Source organism: Ensifer sp. GW101-20A05 (genome assembly GCF_059424735.1).
Genome location: NZ_JBWKZT010000002.1, coordinates 788,062 through 802,066, shown reverse-complemented (window position 1 = coordinate 802,066; position 14,005 = coordinate 788,062). Strand labels below are relative to the sequence as shown.

Sequence of the window (14,005 nt, the reverse complement as noted above, 5' to 3'; positions counted from 1 at the left end):
AGAGTTCGGGCGGAGGACATTGCTGCATGGGTGCAAGTGTCAATAAGACCACGGGGACGGCTTTCGAACCCTTGCTGCAGTTCGATATGGAGATGGAGATATTTCTGTCGGACTGGCAGCACTGCGATCATGTTTCGAGCTACCTCGCCCGCATGATCAGCCACAACAGAACCGATCCGGTGCGGCATTCGAACTTCTTCTCCTCCGCTTTGAACGAGCTTCTCGAAGTTTCGTTTCGCGGCGGCACGACCGACGGAAAGATCGGCCTGTCGATCTATCGCCAAGGCGTCACGGAACGGGTTCAGCTCAGTTTTCCATGCCCGCCTGGTCAGGCGCGCTTCTATCGCGAAGCCGTATCGAGAACCCGCGAGAGCGACGCCGAGGCCCGTTATCTCGATGCCATTTCCAACGATCTCGCCCCGAGCCGGGAATCGGTGCTGCTGGACCTGGCCGTCAACTATGACGCCCGCCTTCGGCTCGACGAAGACGCGGCTTCGGCAATCACCCTGGTGGTGGATTTGCCTCTTGAAGGAATGGTGAGTTGATCGCGGCGGGCCTTACTCAGCGCTTCAAAGTCGCCTTCGATCCGAACAGCCAGGTCTTCTCGCTCGCCGGAACGATCAGGCCGCGATCGATCGATGAGATCGCCGAGAGCATTCATGCGCTCAGGGAAGCGATCGATGCGGTGAAGGGCGTTCTCTATATCGACGTGAAGCGCCTCATCCAGATGAACAACACGGCCTTCCAGGCCTTTATCCGGGTCGCCCTCGATGCCTGTCGGGAACGGTCGGACCTGCGCCTGATCGTCGTCACCTCCAGCGTCGTCGGCTGGACGACGCGCATGTTCCGGCATTTGAGCACGATCGAGCCACAGATCTCCGTCGAGGTCTACGATTCGATGTTCTATCCCGGCCAGAGCTTCGTCGAGGACACCAGCTTCATTCCGATCCTGCGGACGCAAACGAAGATGACCTGGCGCCATGAGCGAGACATCCTGCCGCGGCACGGCATGCGGCCCGGCATCGCCATGGCCGATATCTGCTGCGGCATCGGTGACTTCGCCGTTCTGGTGCAGAAGGAATTTGAACCGGGGCGGATCGTGGCACTCGATCATTCGCGGGCAAGCCTCGCCTATGCGCGCAAGGTGGCCGCCGACTTCGGCGTCACCGGCATCGAATACACTTTCGGCGATGCGTCGGAGATGCTGATCGAGGATAACCAGTTCGACTTCGTGACCTGCCGCCACTCGCTGCAGATCTTCAATCAGCCGGAACTCCTGCTGAAGGAGCTTTACCGGATCTGCAAGCCCGGTGGACGCGTCTATATCACCAACGAAAAGAACTCGCACTGCCTCGGCGAGCCGCGGGCAAACAGCATCCAGTGGACCTACACGGAGGTCGCCAAACTGTTCAGCCATTTCGAGATGGATGTGGAACTCGGACCGAAGAGCCGGCGCTATCTGGCCGAAGCGGGTTTTGACGACATCCTCGTCGAGTCCTTCATGGTGACCAATCTTGACGGCGACCCGCAGGACTTCGCCGACATGATCGCCGCCTGGGAAAATGTCTATGCAGGCGAAATGGCGGTCAAGCGCGGTGACCCGCCCGAGTTCATCGAGCGCTTCCGCCAGGGCTTCCGGGACCATATCTTTGCGGCGCTGCATCCCAAGGGCTATGCCGGCTGGCCGATCTGGGCCGCTTCCGGACGGAAGCCGCTATGAGCGCCGTCGACGAACAACGCCGCCGGTTCGGGCTCCGATCGTTTCGCGCCAAATTCGTCCTGGTGGTCGGCGGCGCCGTGCTCTTCGATCTCCTCGTCACCGGCGGCCTCGCGCTCTGGAACGTTCAGAGGCTTTCGCGCGATGCCGCGACAGAGGTAGGACAGGGCCTGGAAAAGGCCAACCAGGACTATATTCGGTCCTATGCGGAATCGACTGTCGCACGCGTCAACCTGCTTATCGGCCAAGTGCATACCGACGTCGGCACGCTGGCGGGTGTCCTGCAGGGGCAAATCGACCACCCGGCACGAGAAACCGAAGTTGGCGACGCCTTGGCGCGCGCAGCACCCGGCGCAATCTCGGTAGCGTACGACGCCAAGGGCGGCTGGGCACAGAACCTGCCCGGAGCCCCATCGGTCGTCAGCGTCTGGGGATATCTTCTCGGGCCCGACCATCGCCCGCTGCCGGAAGTCCAGGCCGACATCGAAAACAGCGCCGTGCTCGACCTCGTCGCACCGAGCCTGCTCGCAAGCGGCAGCTCCAAGCTGCAGATGTACTACATCGGTCCGCGCGAACGACCGATCTTCAGAACCGCGCCCTATACGGAGCAGGCGCAGACCTTCGATCGCCTCTATCCCGGCCACAACCAGGCGGAATTCTGGACATTCTTCTTTCCGGGTATCTACGAATCCTGGCAACAGTGGGCAGAGAACCCCGGCCTGCGGCCGGTACCGAACGACACCACCCAGACCGCCCCCTATACCGACGCGATCACCGGCAAGCTGATCGTCAGCTTCTTCCAGCCACTCTGGTCGCAGGATCGCAAGAGCGTTGCCGGTGCTGCCGGCGCCGATATCACACTCGATCAACTCGCCGAAGTGGTCGAGAACGTCAAGGTCGCCGACAGCGGCTTCGGCTTCCTGGCGATGTCTGATGGCAATGTGCTTGCCATCAATCCGGTTGGCGAAAAGGTCATCGGCCTGCAACGATCGAGCGATACCGGCGGGCAAGGCGTCACCGGACTCGAGCGTTCGCTGCGTCGCAGCGTACAGCCAGCGATCGCAGACCTGCCGCTCGGCGTCGACGGCGCCATTCAGCGCGTGCTGCTCGACGAGGCCGGCGAGAAAGTGCCTTATCTCATTCTCCTGAAGCAGCTCGAGCCCGAGAATTTCTGGCTGTCCGGCCCCGTCCGCCGCGAGACCATGTCGCTCGGCATCGTGGTGCCCGAACGGGAAATCTACGCCTCGCTGTTTGCGGCGCAAGCGGGGATCTCCGAGGCGGCGAACCGGATCCTGATCTATCAGATCCTGGCCCTGCTCGCCTCGCTGCTGTTCGTCACCGCCGCGGTGTTCGGCATATCCAAGCGCGTGACCCGCGGCATCAGCGCCCTCGCCGGCGCGGCGACGCGCATCGAGGCGAAGGACTATTCCGTCCGCGTCCCGATTTCGACGCGCGACGAGGTCGGCGAAGCGGGCATTGCCTTCAACCGAATGGCGGAAGAGATCAGCTACCACACCGAGAACCTCGAAAACCTGGTAACCGAGCGCACGAGCCAGCTTGAGGACGCAAATCACCAGATTTCAGCACTGAACACGCAGTTGCGCAGTGAGAACCTGCGCCTTGGCGCCGAGCTTGCCGTCGCCAAGCAGATCCAGATGATGGTGCTGCCCAAGGCCAGCGAACTCGCGGAAATTGCCGACCTCGAAATCGCCGCCTATATGCGGCCTGCCGACGAGGTGGGCGGCGACTATTACGACGTGCTGCGCGACGGCGAACGGCTGAAGATCGGCATTGGCGACGTGACCGGCCACGGGCTTGAAAGCGGCGTGCTGATGCTGATGGTGCAGTCCGTCGCCCGGGCCTTGCAGGAGGCCGGCGACATGGACCCGCAAGAGTTCCTCAATCGCCTCAACCGCGCCATCTACAAGAACATCGTGCGAACCAACACCGACAAGCACCTGTCGCTGGCCTTCCTCGATTACGATGATGGCCGCATGACTCTGTCCGGACAGCACGAGGAACTGATCGTGGTGCGCGAGGGCGCCGAAATCGAACGGATCGACACGCTCGACCTCGGTCTGCCGATCGGCCTCGAACCGGACATTTCGGCTTTCGTCGCGACGCGCGAGATTTCCTTCAGCCGCGGCGACATGATCGTCCTGCACACCGACGGGGTGACTGAGGCGATGAACGCCAAGGGCGAGCTTTTCGGGATCGAACGGCTGTGCGAAAGCGCCCGGCAATTTTACGGCCACAGCGCCGAGGACGCCAAGGTGGGTATTCTCGAAGACCTGATGGCGCATATCGGCGAGCAGAAGATATATGACGACATCACGCTCGTCGTCATGAGACACAGGTGATCAGATGACCACGCTCTACGGACTGGCGGACCTGACGATTGGTGCCCACCAGAGAATGACGCGGCTACGCCTCTACGACGGGCCGCTCGATCTCAGCTGGAAGCATTGCGCCATGGCTTCGGATTTCGTCGCTGAACTCGCCGCGCTGCGATACCGCGCCTCACGCAGCACCTACAGGGAGGTACGGCACAATATCGGGTATCTCACCAACGAGTTGGTCGAGAACGCGGTGAAGTTCCGGGCGTCCGGCGAAATCGTCCTCGAAGCCGCTCTCGAAGCGAACAGCTTCCGCACGAAAGTGTCCAACGTGATCGACAACGAAGCGGCGGTGCGCTTCCAGCATCTGCTTTCCGAAATCGCTACCGGCGACCCCGGAGACCTTCTCATCGAGCGCATCGAGGCCAATGCATCCGGGCTTGGGAAAAGTGGCTCGGGGCTTGGTCTTTTGACACTGATGAGCGATTATGGTGTTCGTTTCGCTTGGGTTTTTGGTGCCCTCGGAGAAGATGGCGAAACCACGCTGGAGACCTATGCTTCCATTGCAGTCCCAGCCCTCTCGAACTGATGAGCCGATGAACATGGAAAACAAGGACGTAGAAGAGTATCGCGTTTGGTCCGAAGGCAACGATATCCATTTCGAAGGCACGATGCGGCTGCCGGGAACGGAAGCCTATGCCCCGATCTTCTCGACCGTCATGGGCGTGCTCGAAACCGAGCCTGAGCACATCACGATCGATTTGACCGAATTGCAGTTTCTGAACTCGTCAGGGATCAACCTGCTCGCCAAACTGACGATCGAGGCGCGCAATCGCCCGAACGTGCAATTGACGGTGCGCGGAACCTCCGAAATCCCGTGGCAATCGAAATCCTTGCCGAACCTCAAGAAACTGCATCCCGGCCTCGATCTCCGGCTCAACTGAGGTCGGCGGCCCGGCTGTATCGCGCCGGTTCAACGACAGAGCGCCGTGCGTTCAACTTTACGCACGAGGACGCTCTAGCACTTTGGTTCTATAGCATCTTTCCGCCTCCAGCGACTTCGCCGGAGAGCGGGATGCTGATGACATCAAGCCAGCATTTCCGGCTTCTGCCGGTCATGCTGGCTGGCACCTTGTCGACAAAGCACGCTTCAGAGAAAAAGCTCGTGCCGCTCGCTGCCCCTGGCCGCCGCCGGGCCCCATTGACTCGCGCGTCAACTCGGCTTATCCATCAAATCATCTGATGACTTGATGAGCAGACGATGCAGCCGATCAATCGTACCAATCTCACCGAGAGCGCAGCCGAAAGCCTGCGAACGGAAATCCTCAGCGGCCGCTGGGCAGTCGGCGAGCGCATTCCGAACGAAACGACACTCACCGAACTACTCGCCGTCAGCCGCGGCACCGTGCGTGAAGCCGTTCGGGTCCTGATCTCGAAGGGCCTTCTCGACGCCCGCCAGGGCTCCGGCACCTATGTCCGCTCAACCGTCGACACCTCGGGCGCGCTCGACCGGGTCAAGCGCACCGGTCTGCGCGACCAGTGGGAAGCACGCGCGGCACTCGACGTCGAGGCGGCGCGGCTGGCGGCACTCCGTCATACGCCGGAAGACCTCGAACGCATGTTCAAGCTGCTTGGCGCCCGCGGCACGGTGGCCGATGGAGGACGCGATGCCTTTGGCCAACGCGACATCGCCTTCCACAGATCGATCGTCGAGGCATCGGGCAACAAAGCGATCGTCGAGCTCTATGATTTCTTCACCTCGGCCATCCTCGAAACCATCCACTCGACCCTTCGTGGCGACCTTCCCGAACCGGACGACCGGGCGCATGCGGCGATCGTCGAGGCCATCGCGTCCGGTGATCCGGACCAGGCCGCGGCCTCCGTCCGGGCGTTCATGGCCCCCGTCCTCGCTGAACTTGATCGGCTTCTTACCCAATGAACCAGACTTTTCGTGACCCCCACAAGGCCGAGACCGCCGAGCCACTGGACCTCGAAGACCAGCTCATCGATGCCGAGGCCGACAGCCTGCCGGCGCCGCAACCGCCTGTCTTGAGCCGCAGCGCCCGTGTTCTTCTTGGCGTGAGCCTCGTCCTGATCGCCTTCAACCTGCGGCCACTGTTTTCGAGCCTCTCAGTGCTGCTGCCCGAGGTGATGCAGGCAAGCGGCCTGTCGACCGCAGGCGCCAGCGTACTCACCACCCTGCCGGTGCTTTGCCTCGGCATCTTCGCGCCGCTTGCGCCAAAACTCGCGCAACGTTTCGGCGCCGAGCGCACGCTTCTTGGCGTGCTGCTGCTTCTGACGCTCGGCACGGGCCTGCGCGGTGTTCAATCCGTGCCGCTGCTGTTCCTCGCGACCTTTACCGCCGGTGCGGCGATCGCGGTCGGCAACGTCCTCCTCCCAGGCCTCGTCAAGCGTGACTTCGCCGACCGGGCCGCGATGATGACGGGCCTCTACACTATGGCGCTCTGCGCCGGCGCGGCCAGTGCCGCCGGCCTCACTTTGTCGATCGAGCACCATGTCGCCGGCTCCTGGTCCGGCGCGCTCGCAGCCTGGACGGTGCCAGCTCTGATCGTGCTCCTGATCTGGGCGCCACAGGCGCTGCGTGGCAAGGCGCAGGCCCGCCACAGCGGCTTCCGCGTTGTCGGCCTCTGGCGCGATCGCCTCGCCTGGCAGGTAACCCTGTTCATGGGGTTGCAGTCGGCACTGGCCTATTGCGTCTTCGGCTGGATGGCGCCGATCCTTCGCGAGCGCGGCCTTGATGCCGCAACCGCCGGCGCGGTCGTCTCGGCCTCGATCATGATGCAGGTCGTCACCTGCCTGCTCGTGCCGTCTTTTGCCGTCCGCCGCCGGGACCAGCGCGCCGTCTGCGTGACGCTCGCGGCCGCTGCCGTCATCGCCCTGATCGGCATCCTCTTTGCGCCGCTGTCGACGGTGCTCGTCTGGGCCGTTCTTCAAGGTATCGGACAGGGTGGCCTAATTGCCGCGGCGATGACCCTCATCGTGCTGCGCTCACCCGATTCCCATGTCGCAGCCCACCTCTCCGGCATGGCCCAGGGCGTCGGATACGTGCTCGCCGCCATCGGCCCGCTGTTCGTGGGCTTCATTCGCAGCTGGACCGGCAACTTCGCGGCCAGCTCCATACTCTTCATCGCCCTTGGCATCGGCGTGGCGATCATGGGCATGGGCGCCGGCCGGGCACTCCATGTCGGCGCACGAACGGTCAGGATCGACGATCGCTAAGACGGGCGCAGCCGTCCTCGAAATGAAAGCTCAACTCGATAGGGCTCCACCTCTCCGGTGGAGCCCTTTCTCGTCGATCTCAGTGCACTGCTTCACGCCGCAGCGACCGCCTGCTGATAGCGCGGTGCGGGCCTGAAGGTGAGCGCGATCAGGAACGCCCCGAGACCGATGCCCCAGGAGCCGACATAGAGCCAGGTATAGCTGGCCAGCGCATCATAGATCATGCCGCCGGCAATCGGTCCCGTCGCCATGCCGAGGCTGCCGGCCATGGCCGTTCCGCCGATGACCGTTCCCATCATCCGCAGGGGGAAATTCTCGCGGGCAAGCACGGCATAAAGCGGCATGACGCCGGCATAGATGAAGCCGAACAGGGCGGCGACAGCGTAGAATGAGCCGAGCCCCGCGGCGAAGACATAGGCCAGTGCCCCAAAAGCCTGCGCCAGCAGCCCGAGAACCAGCACGCGCTTTGCCCCGAAGCGGTCGCCGAGCAGGCCGAAGACGACGCGGCCGCCCATGCCAGCGAGCCCCTCGACACTGTAGATCGACACAGCCGCCATCACGGGGATACCGCACGTGATGGCGTAGCTCACCGTGTGAAAGATCGGGCCGGAATGCGTTGCGCAGCAGAAGAAGTTGGTGAGCAGCAGGATAATGAAGAGCGGCGATTTCAGCACCTGGCTCGTCGTCATCGTCGATTGCGCCTCTTCCTCAGGAGAGGCCGCGGCAGCACCGACAGCAAGTGCCGGCGCCTGGCGAACGAGAAGCGACACCGGGATCATGATGACCGCGACGACGACGGCGATGATCTGCAGTGCAGTTCTCCAGTCGTAGCCGGAAACCAGCCATGCCGCGAACGGCGACATGGTCATCGGCGCCATGCCCATGCCGGCCGAAACGAGCGAAACGGCGAGGCTCCGGTGCGTATCGAACCAGCCGGTAACGCAGGCCATCATCGGCGCGAAGATCGCCGCCGTGGCGGTGCCGACGACGACGCCGAAGACGACCTGGAAGGCGATCAGCGAGGTCGCCCAGCTGGCCGCCATCAGGCTGGCGGCCAGAAGCACCGAGCCGATGAGCACGATCGGCCGCGCACCCCAGCGATCGGAGAGACTGCCCCAGGCAATGCTGGCGAAAGCCATCGCCAGGAAGCCGATGGTCATGGCACTGGAGACCCCGGTGACGGACCAGCCGGTATCCCGCGAGATCGGCAGCAGGAAAACAGGAAGTGAGAACATGGCGCCGATCGCCAAGCAGCCAAGCAGGCCGCCAGCCGCCACGATCACCCAACGATAAAACGAATTGCTCATTGCAATCTCCTTGGTGGCGCCCGACTGCCGGCAGCGCCGATAACGTGCAAACTGATCGCGCAGCAGGTTTGGAAGTGCAGAGCACCTCCTCTTGCTGGTTCCTGTAAGACGCAAGCGCCAGCGGAAAGCCGACACCGAAATTTGCAGAATTTTGTAACTATTGCAGGTTCGCCTGGGCGTCGCTCGCGGCATGCCTTCAATCCGTTTGGATCCAACCCACTTGATTGTGCCTCGAAGGTCCTCTCTGTTGTCCCGTGCCGTTCGAGCAATAGATAGAGGCCGAAGCACTGTTGGGGGAGTGACAAGTGTGACGGGATTTCGATGGATTCGCTGATTACCGCGGCAGGCCAGGCGCTGGCCGCCGGTGACCTGCTCGGCGTGCTGAAGCGGGTCGCCTTGCGCGACGACCCGCCGGCGCTGGCGCTCCGCGGCATCGCGATGGCTCAGCTCGGAGATCTCGGCCGCGCCAAGACGCTGTTGAAGGCGGCGGCGCGCGGCTTCGGCCCGAAAGAGGCCGTGGCCCGCGCGCGATGCATCGTTGCCGAAGCGGAGATCGCCATAGTCTCGCGCGATCTCTCCTGGCCGATGAAGGCGCTCGACGCCGCCCGCGCGACGCTCGAAGACCATGGCGACCACCTCAATGCCGCGCACGCCCGCAATCTCGGCGCCCGCCGTCTGCTGCTGATCGGCCGTCTCGACGAGGCCGAGCAGATGCTTGCCGGTGTCGATCCAGGCCGGCTGACACCGCCGGCGAGAGCCACGCACGAGCTCGCGATTGCCGGCATCGCCGTTCGACGATTACAAACCGCTTCGGCGACCCGCGCCTTCGCCCGGGCGACTGAAGCGGCGCGAGCAACCGGCATAGCGGCGCTGGTCGCGGAAGTCGAAGGCGCGGCGCTTGTCCTGAAGACGCCGGCGGCCCGGCTTCTGACCGGGGGAGGCGAGCGCCTGCTGCTGCTCGACGACGTCGAAGCCCTGCTCAACTCCGGTACCCTGGTGGTCGATGCGTGCCGAAACATCATCCGGCGCGGAGCCTCCGCCGTTTCGCTTACAACGCGGCCGGTGCTCTTCGCGCTGGCGCGTGCTCTCGCAGAGGCGTGGCCGGCCGACGTCTCGCGGCGCGCCTTGCTCGCCCGTGCCTTCGGCGCGAAACATGTCGACGAATCCCACCGGGCACGACTGAGGGTCGAGATCGGCCGGCTTCGCGACGAACTCCGCGCTTTCGCGGATATCAGCGCGACCAGCGACGGCTTCCGGCTGGCTCCGCGTGGCGACCACGCGGTCGTGGTGCTTGCACCGCCGGTCGACGATCGGCATGCGGCGATGCTGGCGCTTCTTGGCGACGGCGAGGCATGGTCGAGCTCCGCTCTCGCCATCGCGCTCGACGCCAGCCCGCGCACAGTGCAACGGGCGCTCGAAGACCTCTCCTCGGAAGGCAAGGTGCTGCCGGTTGGCCACGGGCGGGCGCGACGCTGGGTGATCCCGCCCGTGCCGACATTCCCGACAGTCTTGTTACTCCCCGGCCCACTGCCAAGCGATTAGGATTGAGACCATGAAACGATCCGAAGCCGAAATCCTCCGCGAATATGGCCCCTTCCCTGGCGCCGACCACATCCATGGCGTCACATTCGACGGTCGGAACGTCTGGTTTGCCTCCGGCGACAAGATCAATGCCCTCGATCCCGAAAGCGGGAACCCGGTGCGCTCGATCGATGTCGCGGCGCATGCCGGTACCGCCTTTGACGGCAAGCACCTGTTCCAGATCGCCGAGGACCGCATCCAGAAGATCGATCCCGAGAGCGGCCGCGTGCTGGCAACGATCCCGGCACCGGGCGGCGGCGGCGATTCCGGCCTTGCCTGGGCGGAGGGAACCCTTTGGGTCGGGCAGCACCGAGGTCGCAGGATCCATCAGATCGATCCCGAAACCGGTGCAATCCTGCGCACCATCGAATCCAAGCGCGTCGTGACGGGCGTCACCTGGGTCGACGGAGAGCTCTGGCACGGCACCTGGGAAGGCGACGACAGCGACCTCAGGCGCATCGACCCTGAAACGGGGTCAGTGCTCGAGCGGATCGTGATGCCGCCGGGAACCGGCGTTTCGGGTTTGGAATCCGATGGCGGTGAACGCTTCTACTGCGGCGGTGGCGGAAGCGGAACGATCCGGGCCGTCCGCCGGCCGAAGAAACATGCTCCCTAGGTTCAACCCTCAACGCAAGGTCTCCAGCCTGACCGCTCGTCGAGCAAGCAGCTTGGCGGCCAGCGCCAGTGCCGCAAGCGCCAGGCCAAGCGCGCTGACCCCGGGCCAAGAGCCATAGCTCCAGGCGGCGAAGGAGAGAGCCGAGCCCGCCGCTCCCCCGAGAAACATGCTGGTCATGAAGACCGTATTGATGCGGCTGCGCGCCGCGGGCTCGAGCGCATAGATGATGTGCTGGTTGGCGATCAACGCGACCTGGATGCCGATATCAAGCACGATGACGCCAACCGCCAATCCGGCGATCGAGGCCCAGGCTCCGAGTACGACCCAGGCAGCGAGCGTCAAAGCCGCCCCGAACCAGACGACGGACAGCGCACCCCGCCGATCCGCCATCCTGCCGGCGACCGGTGCCGCAAAGACGCCGATTGCCCCGACAACGCCGAACAGACCGGCGGCATCCGCACCCAGGTTGAAACGCGGCGTCGCAAGATAAAGCGCGAGCACGGTCCAGAACGCAGTGAAGGATGCAAAAAGCGCCGCCTGCACCATCGAAGCGAGACGGAGCGCAGGCTCGCGCCGCCAAAGCGTGGCGAGCGAGGCCAGGGCTTCGCGATAGGGCAAACGCAATGCCGGGCGCAGATCCGGCAAGGTCCGAAACATCAGGAACGAAGCTGCTAGTGCGAGCGGCACACTTGCCCAGAACATCTCGCGCCAGCCGGCATGGGCCCCGACAAATCCGGAGACCGTGCGGCTGAGCAGGATGCCGGTCAAAACGCCGGCCATGACCGTGCCGATCGCCGCCCCGCGTTTGTCAGGCGTGGACAGCATCGCAGCGATCGGGACGATCTGCTGCGCGACGGTGGCGCTTGCCCCAAGCAGCACCGAGGCGGCGATCAGCAAGAATGGCGACGGGGCCAAAGCAGCGGCGGTCGCTGCTATCGCGATCGCCAGGAATTGCCCGACGATCAGACGTCTCCGCTGGACGATATCGCCGAGCGGCAACAGAAGCAGCAACCCGAGCGCGTAGCCGAGTTGCGTCGCCGTCGGAAGCAGGCCGACGGCCGTCTCGCCAGGAAACTCGGCCTCGATGAGCCCCAGCAATGGCTGATTGTAGTAGATGTTTGCAACCGCGATACCGCTGGCGACGGCCATGGCGTAGAGGCGGGTTCGACCGAGGTCGGAATGCTCCGTTTCGTGGGTAACCATTTCACTTGCCCTTCTCACTGGAGAGATGGGCTTGATCTATCGCCTTATCGAAATTCGCTGTAGTGTCGTCATTATACATAGCAGAATATCGGATTTCGATACAATGAACCTCGACGAAGTCCTCGTCTTCACCGCAGCGGCAAGCGGCGGCAGCCTCGCCGAGGCCGCGCGACGGCTTGGCATCACCCCCATGATCGCAACCCGGCGGCTCGCCTCCCTGGAGCAGGCGCTTGGCGTCCGGCTGATGCACCGCACGACCCGGTCCCTGTCGCTGACGCCAGAGGGCGAAACCTTTCTGCCCTATGCCCAGGATCTGCTCGAAACCGAACAGCAGGCGCGAACGCTCCTGAGGGGTGACGGCGACGGAGCGACCGGTCTCCTGCGCATCTCGGCGCCGGTTGCCTTCTCGATCAAGCTGATTGCTCCGCTCATGCCTTCGCTGCTTGATGATCACCCGGGGCTCAAGGTCTCGCTCGATATGAGCGACACAATGCCTGACCTGGTGGCGTCGGGCATCGATCTGGCGATCCGCGTCGCGCGTTTGAAGGATAGCAGTCTGATCGCCAAGAAACTGGCCGAAAACCCGCGTTCCCTCGTCGTCTCCCCATCCTATGTCGAAAAGCATGGGAGCCCGCGGACCAGTGGCGATCTCATCAATCATCAATGCCTGCCGCTGCACGGCGTCAGCCATTGGACCTTTCTGAGCGCCGGGGTCGAGAGCCATGTGCGGCTGCAGAGCCGCTTTTCGTCGACAAGCATCGAAGGATGCCATGCGGCCTGCCTCGCCGGTGCCGGCATCACCCTGCTCTCCGACTGGAATATCGCCGACGATCTCGATGCAGGTCGGCTGATACGCATTCGCCTCGAAGATGCGGCACCCGAGACATTGGCGATCTGGGCCGTCTACCCGACGACGAAGCTTGTCGCACCCAAGGTACGCGTCTTCATCGACCGGTTGATGGGGGCACTTGGCAAAACCGCGAAGGCAAATGCTTGAACGACGGAACCCGCACCGCGATCAACACGGTGCGGGCGCCAAGATTTGTCCCGGCACGGTCCGCGGCACCGAGACGCCGCGGATCATGCCAGCCTTTTAGGCCTTGATGAAGGCAAGCAGGTCAGGATTGATGACATCGGCATGGGTCGTCAGCATGCCGTGGGCATAACCCTCATAGACCTTGAGCGTGCCGTTTTTCAGGAGCTTGACGGAAAGCCGCGCACTGTCGTCGATCGGAACGATCTGGTCGTCGTCGCCATGCATGACCAGCGTCGGCACGTCGATCGCCTTGAGGTCCTCGGTGAAGTCGGTTTCCGAGAAGGCCTTGATGCCCTCGTAATGGGCTTTGGCGCTGCCCATCATGCCCTGGCGCCACCAGTTCCGGATCACGCCCTCAGACACCTCGGCACCCGGCCGGTTGAAGCCATAGAAGGGACCAGTCGGAACATCGAGGAAGAACTGCGCACGGTTGGCGGCGAGACCAGCCCGCAAGCCGTCGAACACCTCGATCGGCAGGCCGCCCGGGTTGTTCGCGGTCTTGACCATGATCGGCGGCACGGCACTGACGATGATGAGCTTGGCGACGCGGCCGGCACCGTGGCGAGCCACATAAGCCACGGCCTCGCCGCCGCCCGTGGAATGGCCGATATGCACGGCGTCGCTAAGGCCGAGCTTGGTGGTGAGTGCGGCAACGTCCCTTGCATAGTGCGCGATATCGTGGCCCTCGCTCACCTGTGTCGAGCGCCCGTGACCGCGGCGGTCATGGGCAATGACGCGATAGCCCTTGCTGACGAAATAGAGCATCTGCGCGTCCCAATCGTCTGCCGACAGCGGCCAGCCATGGTGAAAGACGATTGGCTGGCCCGAGCCCCAATCCTTGTAGAAGATATCGACGCCGTCTTCAGTCCTGACGAAGTTCTCGGTCATGGGAGCGGTTCCTTTGCTTGGGTTCTAGGGTGTGTGTCTTCCTGGCACGTTCCGCGGCGCCGGATGGACGCCATGGAACGC

Annotated in this window: 13 protein-coding genes; 10 read left to right on the top strand and 3 right to left on the bottom strand. The window is 63.6% G+C overall.

The window, feature by feature from the left end; all coding sequences use genetic code 11:
* Nucleotides 1-26 precede the first annotated feature (26 nt).
* The 7 genes from AC070A_RS08755 to AC070A_RS08725 all read left to right on the top strand — a co-directional run bounded on the left by AC070A_RS08755 (nt 27) and on the right by AC070A_RS08725 (nt 7,293).
* Complete coding sequence (locus AC070A_RS08755; protein ID WP_058323161.1) at nt 27-545, top strand: hypothetical protein; 519 nt, start codon at nt 27-29, stop codon at nt 543-545.
* On the top strand, nt 542-1,720 hold the full coding sequence (locus tag AC070A_RS08750) for a class I SAM-dependent methyltransferase (RefSeq protein ID WP_065376614.1): 1,179 nt from the start codon (nt 542-544) through the stop codon (nt 1,718-1,720). The genes AC070A_RS08755 and AC070A_RS08750 overlap by 4 nt, the downstream gene beginning before the upstream one ends.
* Complete coding sequence (locus tag AC070A_RS08745; RefSeq protein ID WP_112994079.1) at nt 1,717-4,077, top strand: SpoIIE family protein phosphatase; 2,361 nt, start codon at nt 1,717-1,719, stop codon at nt 4,075-4,077. The genes AC070A_RS08750 and AC070A_RS08745 overlap by 4 nt, the downstream gene beginning before the upstream one ends.
* A gap of 4 nt (nt 4,078-4,081) precedes the next feature.
* Nucleotides 4,082-4,642 (top strand): slr1658 superfamily regulator, encoded by a 561-nt coding sequence (locus tag AC070A_RS08740; protein ID WP_112994078.1) that lies wholly within the window; start codon nt 4,082-4,084, stop codon nt 4,640-4,642.
* A gap of 13 nt (nt 4,643-4,655) precedes the next feature.
* The gene (locus AC070A_RS08735; protein ID WP_057255452.1) at nt 4,656-4,997 is read left to right on the top strand and encodes a slr1659 superfamily regulator; all 342 of its coding nucleotides are present in this window, start codon (nt 4,656-4,658) and stop codon (nt 4,995-4,997) included.
* 317 nt (nt 4,998-5,314) lie between these two features.
* Nucleotides 5,315-5,992, top strand: coding sequence for a FadR/GntR family transcriptional regulator (locus AC070A_RS08730; protein ID WP_113736679.1), 678 nt, complete (start codon nt 5,315-5,317; stop codon nt 5,990-5,992).
* Nucleotides 5,989-7,293, top strand: coding sequence for a CynX/NimT family MFS transporter (locus AC070A_RS08725; protein WP_113736680.1), 1,305 nt, complete (start codon nt 5,989-5,991; stop codon nt 7,291-7,293). Before AC070A_RS08730 ends, AC070A_RS08725 begins: the two co-directional genes overlap by 4 nt.
* Before the next feature lie 92 nt (nt 7,294-7,385).
* Here AC070A_RS08725 and AC070A_RS08720 read toward each other — a convergent pair whose 3' ends face one another.
* Complete coding sequence (locus AC070A_RS08720) at nt 7,386-8,600, bottom strand: MFS transporter (RefSeq protein WP_113132980.1); 1,215 nt, start codon at nt 8,598-8,600, stop codon at nt 7,386-7,388.
* A 321-nt stretch (nt 8,601-8,921) separates the two neighbouring features.
* Here AC070A_RS08720 and AC070A_RS08715 point away from each other — a divergent pair, with 321 nt between their 5' ends.
* Both AC070A_RS08715 and AC070A_RS08710 read left to right on the top strand, forming a co-directional pair.
* Nucleotides 8,922-10,142, top strand: coding sequence for a helix-turn-helix domain-containing protein (locus tag AC070A_RS08715; RefSeq protein ID WP_113132981.1), 1,221 nt, complete (start codon nt 8,922-8,924; stop codon nt 10,140-10,142).
* A gap of 10 nt (nt 10,143-10,152) precedes the next feature.
* Nucleotides 10,153-10,797 (top strand): Vgb family protein, encoded by a 645-nt coding sequence (locus AC070A_RS08710; RefSeq protein WP_057255447.1) that lies wholly within the window; start codon nt 10,153-10,155, stop codon nt 10,795-10,797.
* A gap of 9 nt (nt 10,798-10,806) precedes the next feature.
* Here the strand turns inward: AC070A_RS08710 and AC070A_RS08705 are convergent, their stop codons facing one another.
* Nucleotides 10,807-12,000: an MFS transporter gene (locus tag AC070A_RS08705; RefSeq protein ID WP_057255446.1), complete on the bottom strand. Its 1,194-nt coding sequence runs from the start codon at nt 11,998-12,000 to the stop codon at nt 10,807-10,809.
* 103 nt (nt 12,001-12,103) lie between these two features.
* Here AC070A_RS08705 and AC070A_RS08700 point away from each other — a divergent pair, with 103 nt between their 5' ends.
* Complete coding sequence (locus tag AC070A_RS08700; RefSeq protein ID WP_057255445.1) at nt 12,104-12,997, top strand: LysR family transcriptional regulator; 894 nt, start codon at nt 12,104-12,106, stop codon at nt 12,995-12,997.
* Nucleotides 12,998-13,093: 96 nt separating this feature from the next.
* On the opposite strand, the gene AC070A_RS08695 is transcribed toward AC070A_RS08700, so the two are convergent.
* Nucleotides 13,094-13,924 carry an alpha/beta fold hydrolase gene (locus AC070A_RS08695; protein WP_057255444.1) on the bottom strand — a complete coding sequence of 277 codons (831 nt, stop codon included), beginning with the start codon at nt 13,922-13,924 and terminating at the stop codon, nt 13,094-13,096.
* Between the last annotated feature and the right edge of the window lie 81 nt (nt 13,925-14,005).

Bases quoted from the DNA above. Each gene is read 5' to 3' on its own strand.
- AC070A_RS08695 (WP_057255444.1), bottom strand. From the start codon at position 13,924: ATGACCGAGAACTTCGTCAGGACTGAAGACGGCGTCGATATCTTCTAC.
- AC070A_RS08705 (WP_057255446.1), bottom strand. From the start codon at position 12,000: ATGGTTACCCACGAAACGGAGCATTCCGACCTCGGTCGAACCCGCCTC.
- AC070A_RS08715 (WP_113132981.1), top strand. From the start codon at position 8,922: ATGGATTCGCTGATTACCGCGGCAGGCCAGGCGCTGGCCGCCGGTGAC.
- AC070A_RS08745 (WP_112994079.1), top strand. From the start codon at position 1,717: ATGAGCGCCGTCGACGAACAACGCCGCCGGTTCGGGCTCCGATCGTTT.
- AC070A_RS08755 (WP_058323161.1), top strand. From the start codon at position 27: ATGGGTGCAAGTGTCAATAAGACCACGGGGACGGCTTTCGAACCCTTG.
- AC070A_RS08740 (WP_112994078.1), top strand. From the start codon at position 4,082: ATGACCACGCTCTACGGACTGGCGGACCTGACGATTGGTGCCCACCAG.
- AC070A_RS08710 (WP_057255447.1), top strand. From the start codon at position 10,153: ATGAAACGATCCGAAGCCGAAATCCTCCGCGAATATGGCCCCTTCCCT.
- AC070A_RS08730 (WP_113736679.1), top strand. From the start codon at position 5,315: ATGCAGCCGATCAATCGTACCAATCTCACCGAGAGCGCAGCCGAAAGC.
- AC070A_RS08720 (WP_113132980.1), bottom strand. From the start codon at position 8,600: ATGAGCAATTCGTTTTATCGTTGGGTGATCGTGGCGGCTGGCGGCCTG.
- AC070A_RS08735 (WP_057255452.1), top strand. From the start codon at position 4,656: ATGGAAAACAAGGACGTAGAAGAGTATCGCGTTTGGTCCGAAGGCAAC.
- AC070A_RS08725 (WP_113736680.1), top strand. From the start codon at position 5,989: ATGAACCAGACTTTTCGTGACCCCCACAAGGCCGAGACCGCCGAGCCA.
- AC070A_RS08700 (WP_057255445.1), top strand. From the start codon at position 12,104: ATGAACCTCGACGAAGTCCTCGTCTTCACCGCAGCGGCAAGCGGCGGC.